We start from the raw sequence: 14387 nt of genomic DNA, 5'->3' as shown, positions 1-14387 counted from the left end.
TTTTTAAATTTCCCAAACAATAGAAACGCCTAAACCGGTTTGTTTCATTTCGATTGATAATTGTTGATTAGGCGCTAAGTAATTAGCACCCGTTACTTTTTTTGCTGGCGAATAAAAAGCCATAGCGTTTAATTGTACCTTGTTGGTAAAAGAATGGCTAAAGCCAGTAGTAAAATGCCACTCTTGAACGCCCGGGGCTAAAATATTTAATATAACTTGAGAAGAAGGAATAGGCTGCTCGGTGTAAGATACCCCAAAACGAATCTTTTGTTGCGATGTACGCTGCCATTGATAACCAAGCTTATAAATAGTCATATCGTTCCAGCCAAACCCAGCGCCGGCGTTAGCTCCTAAAGGCGCTGACATTAAATTATTGACTGGATTTGCAATACTTTTTACTTCGCTGTAATTTATTTTTTGCCAATCAAATACAACCTGATTAGCTGGGGTAAGCTTATAAGCTGCACCAAGTTGAAACGAACTTGGTAGATCAAATCCGCCTTGCTCTGCAAACAAACCTTTATAGCTATCAAACTCTTGCATAGACACTGATGAGCGGTAACTTGCCCCCCAGCTTAATGACGAATTTATATCTTGGCTAATACCTAGTTGAATGCCTAAGCCTGTGCTTGTATCGGTGCCATTATTTGTAAGCGCTTCTGGTGATTGCGAAAAAGGAGCAAAGTTTCCAAGCCCTTGCGCTTCAAACTGTTGCACCACGTAAATAGGGGATACACCAAGGCGTGTTTGTTCATTCAACTCATAGCTTACTGTTGGGCTAATAAAGAGTTGTTTTAAATCAACGCCCGTTGTACCAGCGTAAAAAGTCCCCTCAGGAGAGGATTCTGCGCCGTACTCGGTATTCATACCGCCGTTGCCATAAACTAATAAGCCAATATTTACTTTTTCATTTAATTGATGGCCAATAGCAAACTCTGGAATTGCAAATACGGTGTTGTCGCTTTTTTGTGTTTTTGCTTCAAGATAAAATGTGCCAGGGTAAAAAGTATCTACTTTTGATGCAGTATATTTTCGTTCAGGTGAAAAAAGCTCTAAGCCCAGAGATAGCTCTGTCCCGTTAGGTAAAAAGGTTGCTGGATTATTAGCGCCAGACATTAATTCTTCTGACAGCGCTACACCTGCGCCAGCCATGCCTTTGTGGGTCATGCCATAGCCGTGAGTAAAATAACCATTAGTAGCAAATGCACTGAACGAACCTAACGCACACGTTAAAGCTAAGCCTGAAATTAACTGTTTTTTCATTTTAGTAAATACATAAAGTTGGAATGGGCGGACAATAGCTAATTTTTGATATTCTAAAAAGGAATTTAAATAGATTAGTTATAATAAAAGGTAATACGGCAATGGTTATAAAGTTAAAATAAATGAGCGTAGATTGCTATTCAGCCTTAACTTAAGTTAAAAGTTTCGCTAACGTATTGAGCTGTAGTGATATTTAAGTATGCAATCGGTAGCTATAAACTTTGGTAGTAAAAGCTTGCTGGTGAAAGGAGCGTTTACGTATTAACAGCAGTTTAAAATATATTTATTAATTAACGTTGAGCTCATCCAAACAATCACTCTTAAATAACGCCATTGTATGTAAAAGCAAAGCGGCGATTAATATCACCGCTTTTAAAAATTACATAGATTCGAGCGTTTTACCGCGTGTTTCTTTTATGTATTTAACAACAAAAAATATGCTTATAAGTGCCGATAACGCATAAAAGCCATAAGCACCGGCAAGGCCAATGTTGGCAAGCATAATAGGGAAGGTCATGGTAATTGCAAAGTTAGCAATCCATTGTGCGCTAGCTGCAACAGCAAGCGCTGCACCACGAATACGATTATTAAACATTTCGCCTAATAATACCCATACAACAGGGCCCCAACTTAAGCCAAAAAATACCACAAATAAGTTAGCCATAATCAGCGCAAACGTACCCATGTTATCGCTAAGGGCAAGTTTGCCTGCTTCATCAAGGCCTGCACTGCCAAATATATAAGTAAGCGCGCTTAAGCTAATAAACATACCAATACTGCCTACTAATAGCAGTGGTTTACGGCCAATTTTGTCAACTAGGGCAATGGCAATAAAGGTTGATACAATATTCGTGGTGCCTGCGAGTACATTTATAAATAACGATTGCGACTCATCAAACCCAGCGGCTTGCCAAAGCTCAGAGCCGTAATAAAACACCACGTTAATACCCACAAATTGCTGAAATACACTCAGCGCAACACCCACCCAAACAATTGGGTGTACTTTTTTACTGTTATCAATAAATAAATCGCGAATGCTTGGCTTTGTGTCGCTATGTAATGAGCCTTTAACATCGCTTATTTGCGCATCAACGTTGTCGTTCGATATTTTACTAAATACCGCTTTTGCATCGCCTACTTTACCTTGCGCCACTAAATAACGAGGCGACTCAGGAATAAACAAAACACCGACTAAAAACAACACAGCAGGCACAAGCTCAGCCCAAAACATCCAGCGCCAAGCGGCTATATCAAGCATTAAAATATTTTGCGCGCTGCCTGCTGCATCAGCAATTAAGTAGTTACTCAAAAACGCAGCAAATAAACCCAATACAATAGCGAGTTGTTGCAATGTAGCTAAACGACCACGAAGGGCTGGTGGCGCAACTTCAGCAATGTAAGCTGGCGCCAATACCGATGCAGCACCAATACCTAAGCCACCAAATAAACGGTAAAAAATAAACTCTGCAGAGCTTTCGCTAATGCCTGAACCAAAAGCACTAATGGCAAAAATAATCGCAGTGATGATCATAATTGCACGGCGACCAAACTTATCAGCCAGCGGCCCCGCAGCAAGTGCACCTAAGGCGCAGCCAAGTAACACAGACGCTACATTAAACCCCGTAGCCACACTGCTTGAATTGAAGGCATTACCGAGTGCCGACACTGTGCCGTTAATAACGCCTGAGTCAAAACCAAATAAAAAGCCACCAAGAGCAGCCACAGCCGATATAAATATTACGTAAAAAAGAGAGGTGTTTTCAGCTGTGTTGGCTGAGTGGGAAGGCGGTGTGTGCGTTGTCATTATATGCCCTGAAAGTTAATTTAAATTCAAAGGAGCATAATATCGTAAAGCGTTATGGTTGAATACATTTGTGCAGATACAAAGGGTTTGGCGAGTATAAATTAAGTTGTTTTTAAAGGTTTCAACTTAATGGCTTTAATTTAAAGGTATTAGCTTACCGGCGTTACTTTAAAATTAAGTTACTGCCTTTTTAGATAACACAGACTGAATTTTAATAAATAATATGCTTTGTATAGGAAGTGCCTGTTGGAACAATATTACTGATCTGTACCTTTAAGTGTGCTTTTGCAATTACATAAATTGATTGGAAGTTAGGTAATTGTTTACAAGTGATTATTTGGTGGTTAAGGTAAATGCATTGAATATAGGAACATTGTCGGTTTATAAAACGACAAATATCGTCGATTAAGTTGTTATGTTTACTTCAAGCTCAGAGTGTTAATGGAATATTTATGCCAATAAAAAAATGGATTGTTCAATACGCTATAGCTCTACCAATTATTTTTTCTCTGTTGACAGGCGTTCAATACTTAAAAGGCAGAAGTCTAGAATACTCTATTGAATTCGGTATTTTGTGGGCCTTAGTATCGGTAACCATTTTTGCTATTAGGCGTTTCTACAATTATCGCAAAAATATTAATTGTGCTGTATGTAATGATATACCTAATAACAATCAAGATTCTGGTGGTAGGTAAACATAATAAGTAACAGTTGGCTACGTTTCGCTTCGCTACACAGTTTAGCCAACCATTACTTAGCCTGTTATCTAAGCGTTAGTTTTCAAATAAACTTATGGAGTCAATTTTGAGGTTATTTTGTCTTATTTTAATCATGTTCGTATCTGGATGTGCAAGTATTTATGGGATTACTGGTGCTGATGAAGGAAAAAGAGTCGGCAACTCCTTTAAGTACAATATTATCCATCCGGGCTTGGGTGTAACAATCATTGAACCATATAGTGAAAAATTAATTCCTATAGAAACTATTGGTAAAAGTTCTCCCTCTCCCTTAAACCATACGATAAAATTTGGGACTTCCGAAAATATGCATACGCTAAAGATCGTTGGGAAGTATGAGAAGGACTTGTATCTTGATGATGCATACTATGGTTCTATCTGGAATGGAGATGTACTTGTAAAAAATGGAGTACTATTTATTAATGGTAAAATTGCCGAAAAAATTGAAAACTAACAAGGCAAGTCATCGGAAAAACACTTGCTGGCTGCGCCAGAGCGCTCGCGTTTCCAGCTGCGTGGGACGTTATAAGCACGGATGGATATGAGAGCACTTTATCTACTTTTAATTTTAGTTTCTATAAATATAAGTGCTGATGCTTACTTTCCCAGCTGCTTTGAGTCCTCTACTTTTGAGAGATATGGGAAAAAGCTATTTATTACACCAGATGATTTGTTAAACCGTCCTAATTGGGACTTAGGTGATGGCGAACCACCAATATCAATTGGTAATGCAACAGAAAAAGTTATGTCATTTCTTCGTGATAAATACAGTGTTGAAGACGTGATATTTGCATTTGTTCACCTAAAGAGCCAAGTTTGTTTAATAGACCAGCAAATGCAAATAGTTTGGTTTTACGTTTTCGCTGCTGACACACCAATTAGTCTTGTTGGTATCTCAATGACTGGACGATTGATTGAGGCCGTAGAATGACATTTAAAAGAATATTTTTAGCACTATTTATAGTGCTAAACCCTCCCCAATTCCTTACTTACACCTCAAAGCTCTCAAAGTACTCTTTTTGCAGATCTATAGTAAGCGCTTTAGGGCGAATGCCTTGTACTAAGTTATATACCTCTTCTTTTGTGTAACCTGCCGAATTTAAAATAAGCGCAGCGACCAAACCTGTGCGGCCTGTACCGCCTTTGCAATGTATGGCAATGGTTTGCTTATGTTGTATGGCCTGTAATATATCGGTTTTGTGGGTGTTCCAGCTTGATGTAAAAGGCTGTTTGGGTGCTTCGTCGTCATTTATAGGTAAATGAAACCAGGTTATATCGTGTTTTTTGCACTCACTATTAATTGTTTGTACGTTGTTTTTTTCAAGTTCTTTTTGCGGCATAAGCGAAAGCAGCATGTGAGTTTTAGCAGCTTTTAATGTAGCGATTGAATCCGCTAGGTTTTGTGTTTTTGTGCCAGGGCAAGGCGTAAAAATAATATTTGCGCCGTTATTGAGTGATAAAACATCGTACGGATGCGCGCTCATGGTAAGTCCTTTATTTTTAATGAATTTGCTTTAATAAGCTCACTATAGCGTGTTTTAGTTACAAGTTTAAGATTGAATAATAAGCACAAATGCTAGATACTGTTTTTATATACAGTTATGGCGATATTATGAAAAAAGAATTACCAGCAAAATACTATTTAGCGCATTTTAGAGAGCTTATTGAGTTTGTCACAAGTAAATGTATGCATTTACTTGAGCCTAAACATAGTGAATTTATTAGTAAAATTAATCAGCTAGATGAGCAAAGCCAGTGCATGTTGGCGCGTGTGTACTCGCGAAAGCCTTATTTGGTGCAGGCACAATCGCTTAATTATGAAGAAATAACCTCGCCGCATCAGGCTATTTATACGCTAAAAAAAGCGGGTATTTTATTTGAGCCAAACGAGCAGCATTATTCGCAGCTTTTAGCGCACTTAACTAAGCCTTCTTTGGTTGAGTTGCTAAGTAATTACAGTGAGCAAATAAGCTTTAAAAAAAGCGCCGCTAAAGGCGCGCTGGTGGATATTGCGCGAGAGTTTTTTAAAGCATGCCCACAAGAGCTTGCGCCACTTTATAGCCAGTATGTAATTAACAACCGCAGTGATTACTACGAATATTTTGAGTTTTTATTTGCAGGCAAACTAAGCAGTGGCGATGTGAATCATCAAAACCGTTTTGTAATGCGTGACTTAGGCTTAACCGCTACGCGCGAAGGACACAGCGAGAGCTTGTCACGTTTTGAAACACTTGACGAAGCGCAATCAAACTATTTATTAAACCGTTACCGGTTAGCATTTAAAAATATTACAGATGAGAGCGATTACGTTGCTTTAGCGTCGCAGGTTTTAGTGCAAGCTGCACATGGTGCAATAGCCGTTGCATTAAAAAATAAACTATTAGTTAGGCTTTATAGGCAGCTAAAAACAGTTGATAGCGAACTTGCTTTTAGTTTACTTGAAGGGTGCGTGGATGATAGCGAAGCACAAGAAATTCAAATAAGAGAGCAATACAGGCTTGGCAATAAAGAGTGGGTAAAAGCACGATTAGAAGCCATTATCGAAAACCCACTTACTGATGATTTACTTTATTTTGCTGACGATTTTTTAATGCGTAAGTTTAATAAAAAAACACGTTCGCGTTTAAGTGCCATGCTTGCCGACACTCAGTGCGTGCTAGAAATAGATGAACTGTACCGAGGTGAAGTAGAGCAGGGCGTAAACGATTATTATACTCGCCAAGGTATGGCTGTATTTAATACCGAAAACACGCTTTGGCAAAGTTTGTTTGGTTTAGTATTTTGGCACGAGTTATTTGTGGAGTCGCCTTATCCGCCATGCAATGAGTTTGATATTTATCCGCAAGTATTAAGGCTTGGTAATTTTTATGAAGCGCAGCAAACACAGATAAATGAGCGCTTAGCACAGTGCCAAACGTCGCAAGCATTACTTAATTTAGTATGCAAAAATGCAGCGCAATACTTTGATCAACCTAACGGTTTATTTAGATGGCGCAGTAATTTATTAGAGCCACTAGAAGCGCTTATTTTAAACAGCCCACTTGAGGCATTAATTACTCATTTAACGGCTATGAGTAAACATTATTTACAGCTAAAAGACGGCTACCCCGACTTAATGGTCATTAATAATGGCCAAGTACATTTTGAAGAAGTAAAAGCCCCGGGCGACAAACTTAGGCGCAACCAATTAACCACTATTGATAATTTAAAAAATGTGGGCTTTACAGTACATATTGCTGCAGTTAAGTGGTTTGTAGACCCAAACCGTGTTTACAGCGTAGTTGATATAGAAACCACGGGCGGCTTAAAAGGCGGTAACCGAATTACCGAAATTGGCATAGTTAAAGTACAGCACGGTAAAGTCATTGATACTTGGACAAGCTTAGTTAACCCTGAGCGCCATATCCCAAGCTTTATTACTAAATTGACTGGCATAAGCGATGGCATGGTTTACAACGCGCCTGTATTTGCCAATATAGTTAAGCCGCTATTAGATAAACTCGCAGGCAGTATTTTTGTAGCCCATAACGTTAATTTTGACTACGGCTTTATTAAAAAAGAGTGCGAGATGGCAGGGCACTTTTTTAAAATGCCAAAAATGTGCACCGTGGTTGAATCGCGCAAAGCGTTTAAAGGCTTAAAGTCGTATTCGCTTGGTAACCTTAGTGCGCATTTTAATTTAAATTTAACCAGCCATCACCGCGCATTGGCCGATGCAACCGCCACTGCCGAGCTGTTATTGCTGATACAAAATAGTGAAACGCTAACGCAGTAGAGTATTAACTTTCTTTTAAGTAACTGAAATTTAAATAATAAGTAGTTTTATTATAATTTTTTAATTTATTTTGGAATAAAGTGTTTTTGTAAATCGTCTTCTTTATGTCAATCCGACAAACTAGAGGACAAAACAATGACTAAATTAAATAAAATTGTAAGCGTAATGATGTTAAGCGGTGTGTGTACTTTTACAGGTGCAGTGCACGCCGCTGATATTGAAATATCTCAGTCAACGTCGGCGCAGCAACAAACATCTACATCTATTGCGCTTTCACAAAACGCTTTAACAGCCAGTGGTAGCAACGAGTCAAACGTATCTAGCGATACACAAGTAACGGCTGACGATTCGCAAAATACAGATTCAACGGCAAATAACACGCAAACTCCAGCGCAAGAAAGCAGCGAGGCCGAAGAGCCTGCAAGTTCATTAGTTGCATCTGCCAGCTCGTCTTTAAATAACTCATTGAACGCATCGTCTTTAAATGCCACAGGCAATACCACAGTCAATACAGCACTTGATGCAACCGCGCATTTAACCTCATCGGCGGGTAATTTAACGACTGCAGTGAGCCAATTGTCATTACTTTCTGTTAGCTCTGAGCAAGCCGCTCAGCCTGATACTACTGATACACCAACAAGTGCCTCTTTACTGTCAAATGTGAGTAGCTCTACAGATTCAGTAACACAAGCTGATGCAACAAATGCGCTTAATGCGGGTGAGCTTACAAACCAATTAGCAATTACTAATACGGCTGCAAACTCAGTCAGTTCTGCACTGCAGGTAGGTGATGCAATTAATACCAGTAATGAAGTTGTAAGTAGTGTTCAGCAATCTTTAATTGCCAGCGTGCAAGATAGTACGGTTAGCAGTTTACAAAGCACGGTACAGCAAAGTGTTAGCGGGCAGGTGAGTGCAGCGGTCACTGATCAAATTAGTAACGATGTAGCACTTAGCACTGCAAGTGAAGTAGTAACCAACATTACTAACGATTTAGACCTAGGCCTTTAATACGCGCGTGTTTGCACAAATGCCGAATAGGGAAACCTATTCGGCCTGTTGGAGAATAAATATGAAAGCAGTTATAACCGCGACACTGTGTGTTTTTAGTGCCCAAGCGGTGCTTGCACAAACTAACCACGTTAAAACAACTGAGCAAAATAAACCCTTTAAAAGTAGCTTTGAGCTAAATGCAGATGCAGAAGTTGGGGTATTAAGTAACTCGGCGCTCTCTGTTCAGGAACTTGACGATATTTCGTCGCAAAGCGACAGCGGCATAAAAACCGCAGCAGGTGTTAATGCAAAATGGCAAGTAACCAAAGGCGCTAAATTAACATCAAGCTATCGGTTTGAACAACAAGACTACGATGAGTTTGATCAATACGATTTAGACCTTCATCAATATGGTTTAGATGGCAGCTACAGCTTTAATAGCCATGAGCTAGGGGTTCGTTACGATGGCGCAAAAGCAAATGTAGATGGCGAAACATTTTTACATTTTAATCAAGCTAGTGCTTACTATGGCCACTTTTTAAACCCACATACGTATTTGCGTATGAGCATAAAAACCAAAGCTAAACGTTTTGCTACTGCAAAAGCACGTAATGCCGATGGTGTAGGTGCCGATGTAGCGCTTTATCATTTTATAAATAATGGCCAAACCATGCTAATGGCAGCGCTAAGTGCCGATAAAGAAAACGCCGACGACAACCAATACGACTTTAACGGTTACGGTTTTACTACTAAAGTTACGCACAAATTTACGGCCTTTAATGTGGCTAACAAAGTAGGGGCTGGCTGGCGTTATCAAAATAAAGATTACGATGAGCAAACAACGGATGATTTTTTTGAGCAAATACCGTCGCGAGATGAGCACCGAAATGTAGTCAATGCGTTTTATAACGTAGCTGTTTTTGAGCACGTAACACTAATAGCCGAGGCTGAATATGGCGATTACCAATCAAAGCTTAGTAGCAATACCTATACTCAGTCGGTTTTATCGGCGTCAGTTAAAGTGCACTTTTAGGTGGGTAAATGGCGCCATAACCAAAGGTGGTGTCTTTGCCTTGCTCGCCTAAATCGACGGCCAGCGATGTAAGCTCGTTAAGTGCTTTGGTTTTATTATTCCCATGCTTTAACAATAAACAACTTAATGCCGCGCTTACATGCGGCGCCGCCATTGACGTACCCGATTCCCTCCCAAATTTTCCATTGCCTTGGCTTGTAACAACATTTACACCAAGGGCTGTAAAGTCTATGTAATCACCTTTATTTGACCATCTATAAATGTGGTTTTTTGAATCAATAGCACTTACAGCTATCACGCTTTTATACGCGCCTGGGTATAACGGCTGCGACGCCGGACCTTGATTACCCGCAGCAGCTACAATTAATACGTTTTGTTTTATTGCTGCAGTAATACTTGCTTCTAAAATTGCGTTATTTGGCCCCGTTAGGCTCATATTTATTACGGATATTTTATTACTAACTAACCAGTTAAGTGCCTCTACTATGGCAAATAAAGTAGCCCCTTGTGCATAGTCAGATTGCCTATAAAACACCTCTGCGCTGTAGAGCTTGGCACTGCTTAAAAGCGGGCTAAGTTTTGCGCCTTTACCTGTAATTAGCCCTGCAATGGCGGTGCCGTGTAAATTTGGCGAGCTTAACCCTTTAGGTAAAAAGTTTTGTGTGGTGATATTTTCGCCTTTAAATGCACTGTGTTTGGTATTAATGGCGCTGTCGATCATGCCAATTTTTACGCTTTGTGTGCAGTAGGGGGCAATAGATTTATTTGGTGTTACTATCACGCTAGGCTCGCCTGTTTGCGCTTGGTAAATGTGGTTTCGGTCAAGTATTGCAGACTCATCTAAGTTAAGCACTTTTAATAACTCACTTTTAGAATTAACACCTTGGGTCACATTAAAGCGCACTAAGCTCATATTAAGTGCGTTGTAATTTTTTACCGATACAATGGTTACATTTTGCTGCTTTAGGGTATTAAGTTGTTGGCTATTTGCCATTAATAACCATTGGCGCTCTATTGCTCTAAAGCCGTTTTCAAGCTCTACTTCAACAAATGCAGTGTTTTGGCTATTTATATTAATGTTAAGCACATTAGGTAAATTGCTAATTGGCTCACTAATTTGCGCTTTTAGTACATCAATCGATATTTGTGGAACAGGCACCGGAAGCGGCAGGCGTTGTGCACGCTCTATAGTTTGTTCAATACGCTGCTCTATTGGGTTTAGCTGCCCAAGCACCTGATCAACTTTGACTATATTGGCTGAACTCGTTGCGCTAAATATGCAAAGCGAGGCGGCTATTATGTGTTTAACGCGTGTGTTTTTAATATTCATAGTGGGTTACTTCTATTAAATTTATCATGCTGGTTAGTTAACGTTTAACACATAGAAATATTTCATTATTTAAATTATTTTGATTATTTGGGAATAAATGTTTTTTTGAATCGTCTTCTTTATAAAAGGGGTAAAAATCAATGAACGAAACTCTAAAAACCTTATTGCCCATGCTTAGGCGTTTTGCCTATTCGCTAACGGGTAGTAAAGCAGATGCAGACGATGTAGTGCAAATAACAATTGAAAAACTATTAGTAAAAGGCATTCCGGATGACGTTGAGCCTGCTAAATGGGCATTTAAAATTTGCCGTAATGTGTGGATAGACGAATACCGCTCACGCAAGGTAAGGCAAAATACGGCTCAGGCCGATATTTTACCAGAGCCAATTACAAGCAATGAACACCAAACACTCGAAAATAAACAAATGCTTAAAAATGTAAATACAGCACTTGGGCAATTACCCGAAGAGCAACGCGCCATAGTATCGCTGGTGGCAGTGCAGGGCATGGCCTATAAAGAAGTAGCACATACGCTAGATATACCTATAGGCAGTGTAATGAGTAAATTATCGCGCGCACGCAGCACGCTTTATAACTTAATAAAACCCGACTTTAAAAAGGAGCAAGTATGAACATTAACGACGAAACACTTAGCGCCTTTTTAGACTCAGAGCTAAGTGAGCACGAAATGGAGCAAGTGCGTAAAGCCCTTGAAACCGATGATGCGCTAGTAATGCGACTTGCAGAGCTAAGCGAAGTAGACATGTTAGTAAAAGAGCACGCAACAAGTATTGACGACGCCCCCCTTAGTGACTCATTAGCTAAAACGGTTGCAAAGCTTGATATAGCAACGAAAAAAAACACGTTAAATAGCAATGTAGTAACGTTAACGCCTTGGCAAAAGGTTAAGCAATCGGCTAATAAAAGTTTAGCAATAGCAGCAAGCGTTGCTGTGGTATTTGGTATTGCAATGACGAGCTATTTACAACCCAGTGAGGCGCAAAACTTAGTAGCCAGTAATACCGCCTCAGCCCTTAACACACAACTAAGTAGTGGTGTGTTTGAGCAAAGTGATGGCTCAGTATTTAGTGCGCAGCTTAGTTTTAAAAATCAGCAAGGTGAGCTTTGTAGGCAGTATGCACTAAGCTCAAATAATACAACGCAAACAAGCATTGCTTGTAAAATGCAAAGCGGTTGGCAAATTAAAGCGCAAACACCCGCGCAGCAAAGTGATAATAGCGCGCAATATCAAACGGCGTCTAACAACAGTGAGTTAGATGCTGTTATAGATAGCATGATCAGCGGCGCACCACTAGATAGAGCGCAAGAGCAGCAAGCAATTAGCGCAAAGTGGCAGTTAAACAAATAATAATGTGTATAAAACGAGGTGAACTATGAAAACATCTATTTTAATTATCAGTATTTTACTTATGGCGGGCTGTGCATCTAAACCTGATTACCGCGCCGCGAATAATGGCTCACAAGGTTACAGCGAGCAAAAAATTAGCGACGATCAATACCGAGTAGAATTTAAAAGTGTGTCAAACAACGTAGCCGATGCCGGTGACTATGCATTATTGCGCGCGGCTGAGCTTACACAAGCACAAGGCTACGACTGGTTTGTTGTAACTAATAAAGAAACCTTTGTTGAGTCTAAATCGCAAGCTCCCGCGTCATCTATTAGTGCATCACAAAGCCAGCAATATGAGCGAAGCTGTGGCTTATTAACCTGCGAAACACGCGCTCGCCCAACAAGCAGTGTAGGCGTACAAGTGAGCAATAATGATAAACGCAAAGAAGTGCACACCCTGATTGATATTAAAATGGGTAAAGGTATAAAGCCAAGCGACAACAGTTTTAGCGCCCAAGACTTAATTGAAAACTTAAGCAAAAAAGCACAAAAGTAAGTGTTTGGTAAAAGCGCTTGATATAAGCACTTAGCTTGTTTTAGCTAAGTGCTTTTTTCGTGGTAAAAAACCAGTAACCAACATAGTACCCACAATGACAAATAATGCGCCTAGTAACGTATTTGGCCCAATTTGCTCATCTAAAATTAAATGCCCCCAAAAGATGCCAAATAGTGGAATTAAAAACGTGACTGTTAACGCCGAGGTAGGGCCTATATCTTCGATTAATTTAAAAAATAAAATATAAGCAAGTGCGGTACACATTACTCCTAATACGAGTACAGCTAGCATAACGTTGGTGCTTGGTATTTCTCGTATTGGCATAAATAAGATAAGAGGCAATACCATAAAGCTTGAAGCCCACATTGAGCCATGGGCGTTATCGAATGGGGCCAGTTTAGGCGCGTTTTTAGTGTAATGCGATGCAATGGCATAGCAAAGTGATGCGCTTAATGCCGCTACTATGGCTAAAATTGATTGGCTATTTAACACAAAATGATTTTGCCCAACCAAAATAACTACGCCAATTAAACCCAGCAGTAAACCAATCACCATACTTTTATTGGGCTTTGTTTTTGTCCATAAAATTCCAACAACAACACCCCATATTGGTGTTGTAGAATTTAAAATTGAGAGTGTGGAAGCGCTAATAGTTTGGGCTGCGTAAGCAAAAAATAAAAACGGCAGAGCAGAATTAAACGCGCCTATAATAAAAAAGTGTTTTTTATGTTGGACAAACGCTAAGCGGCGCTTTAAGTAAAGCGCCACAATAAAGAGGGTGAGTGCGGCAAAGCCAACTCTAAATTCTATTAACACCGCTGGGCCTAAGCTGTTAGCTGCCATTCGCATAAATAAAAATGACGCGCCCCAAATTGCAGCCAAGAAAAATAACCGAAGTAAACTTGCTAAGCTCATGATAGTATTTTAATTATACAAACAGGATTACACAATAGCAGGCTTTGCAAAGAGTGTAAGCCAGATTCGGTACTCGCATATAAAAAATAATAAAGGACTAGTTATGGCTAAATGTATATCGGTTGCAGCAATTTTGGCTGTAGGTTTATTAGGTGGGTGTGGGTCGACCCCTGTTAGCCTATACAGCGACAATACAATGAAGAAAAAAGAATACAATGGTATTAAAGCGTATAAAAAGGGGCTGTACGAGCAAGCTTTTTATGATTTAAAAGAGCCGGCAGTACTTGGCTATAAAAGTGCACAATATACGTTGGCATTCATGTTTTTAAAAGGCCAATACTTGGAGCAATCGACTAAACTCGGAATGGGCTGGCTAGGTGTTGCAAAAGAAGCGGGGGTTGAGAACTGGTCTGCGCAATACGATGCATTTTACAGTGCAGCGACTACGCAGCAAAAACAACAAATAGACGAAACAGTTGAATTATATATAACGCAATTTGGCGTTAAAGCACAAAATATGACCTGTCGGCGTTCAACTTCGCCTAGGCGTACATTTGGTGAAGTTAAAATTGATTGCACTAAGCACGAAGGTAGCGTTACCGAGCACGACATACAAATAATAGAATAGAG

General features: G+C 39.7%; 15 protein-coding genes. 10 read left to right on the top strand and 5 right to left on the bottom strand.

Going from position 1 to position 14387, the window contains the following annotated elements:
* Window positions 1–3: 3 nt before the first annotated feature.
* Window positions 4–1263, bottom strand: coding sequence for an OmpP1/FadL family transporter (locus I6F44_RS04160; RefSeq protein WP_197173338.1), 1260 nt, complete (start codon window positions 1261–1263; stop codon window positions 4–6).
* 379 nt (window positions 1264–1642) lie between these two features.
* Window positions 1643–3067 (bottom strand): sugar porter family MFS transporter, encoded by a 1425-nt coding sequence (locus I6F44_RS04155; RefSeq protein ID WP_197173337.1) that lies wholly within the window; start codon window positions 3065–3067, stop codon window positions 1643–1645.
* A 452-nt stretch (window positions 3068–3519) separates the two neighbouring features.
* Here I6F44_RS04155 and I6F44_RS04150 point away from each other — a divergent pair, with 452 nt between their 5' ends.
* The 3 genes from I6F44_RS04150 to I6F44_RS04140 all read left to right on the top strand — a co-directional run bounded on the left by I6F44_RS04150 (window position 3520) and on the right by I6F44_RS04140 (window position 4735).
* Window positions 3520–3762 carry a hypothetical protein gene (locus I6F44_RS04150; RefSeq protein ID WP_024599791.1) on the top strand — a complete coding sequence of 81 codons (243 nt, stop codon included), beginning with the start codon at window positions 3520–3522 and terminating at the stop codon, window positions 3760–3762.
* A gap of 97 nt (window positions 3763–3859) precedes the next feature.
* The gene (locus I6F44_RS04145; RefSeq protein WP_033017536.1) at window positions 3860–4258 is read left to right on the top strand and encodes a hypothetical protein; all 399 of its coding nucleotides are present in this window, start codon (window positions 3860–3862) and stop codon (window positions 4256–4258) included.
* Window positions 4259–4345: 87 nt separating this feature from the next.
* Window positions 4346–4735: a hypothetical protein gene (locus I6F44_RS04140; RefSeq protein WP_157600354.1), complete on the top strand. Its 390-nt coding sequence runs from the start codon at window positions 4346–4348 to the stop codon at window positions 4733–4735.
* Between the two features lie 58 nt (window positions 4736–4793).
* On the opposite strand, the gene I6F44_RS04135 is transcribed toward I6F44_RS04140, so the two are convergent.
* On the bottom strand, window positions 4794–5288 hold the full coding sequence (locus tag I6F44_RS04135) for a phosphatase domain-containing protein (RefSeq protein WP_197173336.1): 495 nt from the start codon (window positions 5286–5288) through the stop codon (window positions 4794–4796).
* 89 nt (window positions 5289–5377) lie between these two features.
* On the opposite strand from I6F44_RS04135, the gene I6F44_RS04130 reads away from it, so the two are divergent.
* The 3 genes from I6F44_RS04130 to I6F44_RS04120 all read left to right on the top strand — a co-directional run bounded on the left by I6F44_RS04130 (window position 5378) and on the right by I6F44_RS04120 (window position 9605).
* Window positions 5378–7579: an exonuclease domain-containing protein gene (locus tag I6F44_RS04130; protein WP_197173335.1), complete on the top strand. Its 2202-nt coding sequence runs from the start codon at window positions 5378–5380 to the stop codon at window positions 7577–7579.
* Between the two features lie 135 nt (window positions 7580–7714).
* Window positions 7715–8590, top strand: coding sequence for a hypothetical protein (locus I6F44_RS04125; RefSeq protein ID WP_197173334.1), 876 nt, complete (start codon window positions 7715–7717; stop codon window positions 8588–8590).
* 61 nt (window positions 8591–8651) lie between these two features.
* Entirely contained in the window at window positions 8652–9605 is a 954-nt protein-coding gene (locus I6F44_RS04120) for a hypothetical protein (RefSeq protein WP_197173333.1), read from the top strand.
* Here I6F44_RS04120 and I6F44_RS04115 read toward each other — a convergent pair.
* Window positions 9589–10935 (bottom strand): S8 family serine peptidase, encoded by a 1347-nt coding sequence (locus I6F44_RS04115; RefSeq protein WP_197173332.1) that lies wholly within the window; start codon window positions 10933–10935, stop codon window positions 9589–9591. The two genes, I6F44_RS04120 and I6F44_RS04115, sit on opposite strands and share 17 nt — an antisense overlap.
* Window positions 10936–11075: 140 nt before the next feature.
* On the opposite strand from I6F44_RS04115, the gene I6F44_RS04110 reads away from it, so the two are divergent.
* The 3 genes from I6F44_RS04110 to I6F44_RS04100 are packed head-to-tail and all read left to right on the top strand — an operon-like array spanning window position 11076 to window position 12842.
* The gene (locus tag I6F44_RS04110) at window positions 11076–11567 is read left to right on the top strand and encodes an RNA polymerase sigma factor (protein ID WP_006793586.1); all 492 of its coding nucleotides are present in this window, start codon (window positions 11076–11078) and stop codon (window positions 11565–11567) included.
* On the top strand, window positions 11564–12304 hold the full coding sequence (locus I6F44_RS04105; RefSeq protein WP_197173331.1) for a hypothetical protein: 741 nt from the start codon (window positions 11564–11566) through the stop codon (window positions 12302–12304). Before I6F44_RS04110 ends, I6F44_RS04105 begins: the two co-directional genes overlap by 4 nt.
* Before the next feature lie 25 nt (window positions 12305–12329).
* Window positions 12330–12842 carry a CC0125/CC1285 family lipoprotein gene (locus I6F44_RS04100; RefSeq protein WP_002958265.1) on the top strand — a complete coding sequence of 171 codons (513 nt, stop codon included), beginning with the start codon at window positions 12330–12332 and terminating at the stop codon, window positions 12840–12842.
* Between the two features lie 30 nt (window positions 12843–12872).
* Here the strand turns inward: I6F44_RS04100 and I6F44_RS04095 are convergent, their stop codons facing one another.
* Window positions 12873–13757 (bottom strand): DMT family transporter, encoded by an 885-nt coding sequence (locus I6F44_RS04095; RefSeq protein WP_197173330.1) that lies wholly within the window; start codon window positions 13755–13757, stop codon window positions 12873–12875.
* A gap of 103 nt (window positions 13758–13860) precedes the next feature.
* Between I6F44_RS04095 and I6F44_RS04090 the strand changes: the two genes are divergently transcribed.
* A complete protein-coding gene (locus I6F44_RS04090) occupies window positions 13861–14385 on the top strand; it encodes a sel1 repeat family protein (RefSeq protein ID WP_197173329.1) in 525 nt (174 codons plus the stop codon).
* Window positions 14386–14387: the final 2 nt, after the last annotated feature.

The organism is Pseudoalteromonas sp. NZS11_1, from assembly GCF_015864275.1.
GTDB classification, from domain to species: domain Bacteria; phylum Pseudomonadota; class Gammaproteobacteria; order Enterobacterales; family Alteromonadaceae; genus Pseudoalteromonas; species Pseudoalteromonas arctica.
This window is presented reverse-complemented; position numbering and strand designations above follow the sequence as displayed.

Coding starts and splice junctions, on each gene's coding strand:
- I6F44_RS04160 (WP_197173338.1), bottom strand. CDS start 1,263: ATGAAAAAACAGTTAATTTCAGGCTTAGCTTTAACGTGTGCGTTAGGT.
- I6F44_RS04155 (WP_197173337.1), bottom strand. CDS start 3,067: ATGACAACGCACACACCGCCTTCCCACTCAGCCAACACAGCTGAAAAC.
- I6F44_RS04150 (WP_024599791.1), top strand. CDS start 3,520: ATGCCAATAAAAAAATGGATTGTTCAATACGCTATAGCTCTACCAATT.
- I6F44_RS04145 (WP_033017536.1), top strand. CDS start 3,860: ATGGAGTCAATTTTGAGGTTATTTTGTCTTATTTTAATCATGTTCGTA.
- I6F44_RS04140 (WP_157600354.1), top strand. CDS start 4,346: ATGAGAGCACTTTATCTACTTTTAATTTTAGTTTCTATAAATATAAGT.
- I6F44_RS04135 (WP_197173336.1), bottom strand. CDS start 5,288: ATGAGCGCGCATCCGTACGATGTTTTATCACTCAATAACGGCGCAAAT.
- I6F44_RS04130 (WP_197173335.1), top strand. CDS start 5,378: ATGCTAGATACTGTTTTTATATACAGTTATGGCGATATTATGAAAAAA.
- I6F44_RS04125 (WP_197173334.1), top strand. CDS start 7,715: ATGACTAAATTAAATAAAATTGTAAGCGTAATGATGTTAAGCGGTGTG.
- I6F44_RS04120 (WP_197173333.1), top strand. CDS start 8,652: ATGAAAGCAGTTATAACCGCGACACTGTGTGTTTTTAGTGCCCAAGCG.
- I6F44_RS04115 (WP_197173332.1), bottom strand. CDS start 10,935: ATGAATATTAAAAACACACGCGTTAAACACATAATAGCCGCCTCGCTT.
- I6F44_RS04110 (WP_006793586.1), top strand. CDS start 11,076: ATGAACGAAACTCTAAAAACCTTATTGCCCATGCTTAGGCGTTTTGCC.
- I6F44_RS04105 (WP_197173331.1), top strand. CDS start 11,564: ATGAACATTAACGACGAAACACTTAGCGCCTTTTTAGACTCAGAGCTA.
- I6F44_RS04100 (WP_002958265.1), top strand. CDS start 12,330: ATGAAAACATCTATTTTAATTATCAGTATTTTACTTATGGCGGGCTGT.
- I6F44_RS04095 (WP_197173330.1), bottom strand. CDS start 13,757: ATGAGCTTAGCAAGTTTACTTCGGTTATTTTTCTTGGCTGCAATTTGG.
- I6F44_RS04090 (WP_197173329.1), top strand. CDS start 13,861: ATGGCTAAATGTATATCGGTTGCAGCAATTTTGGCTGTAGGTTTATTA.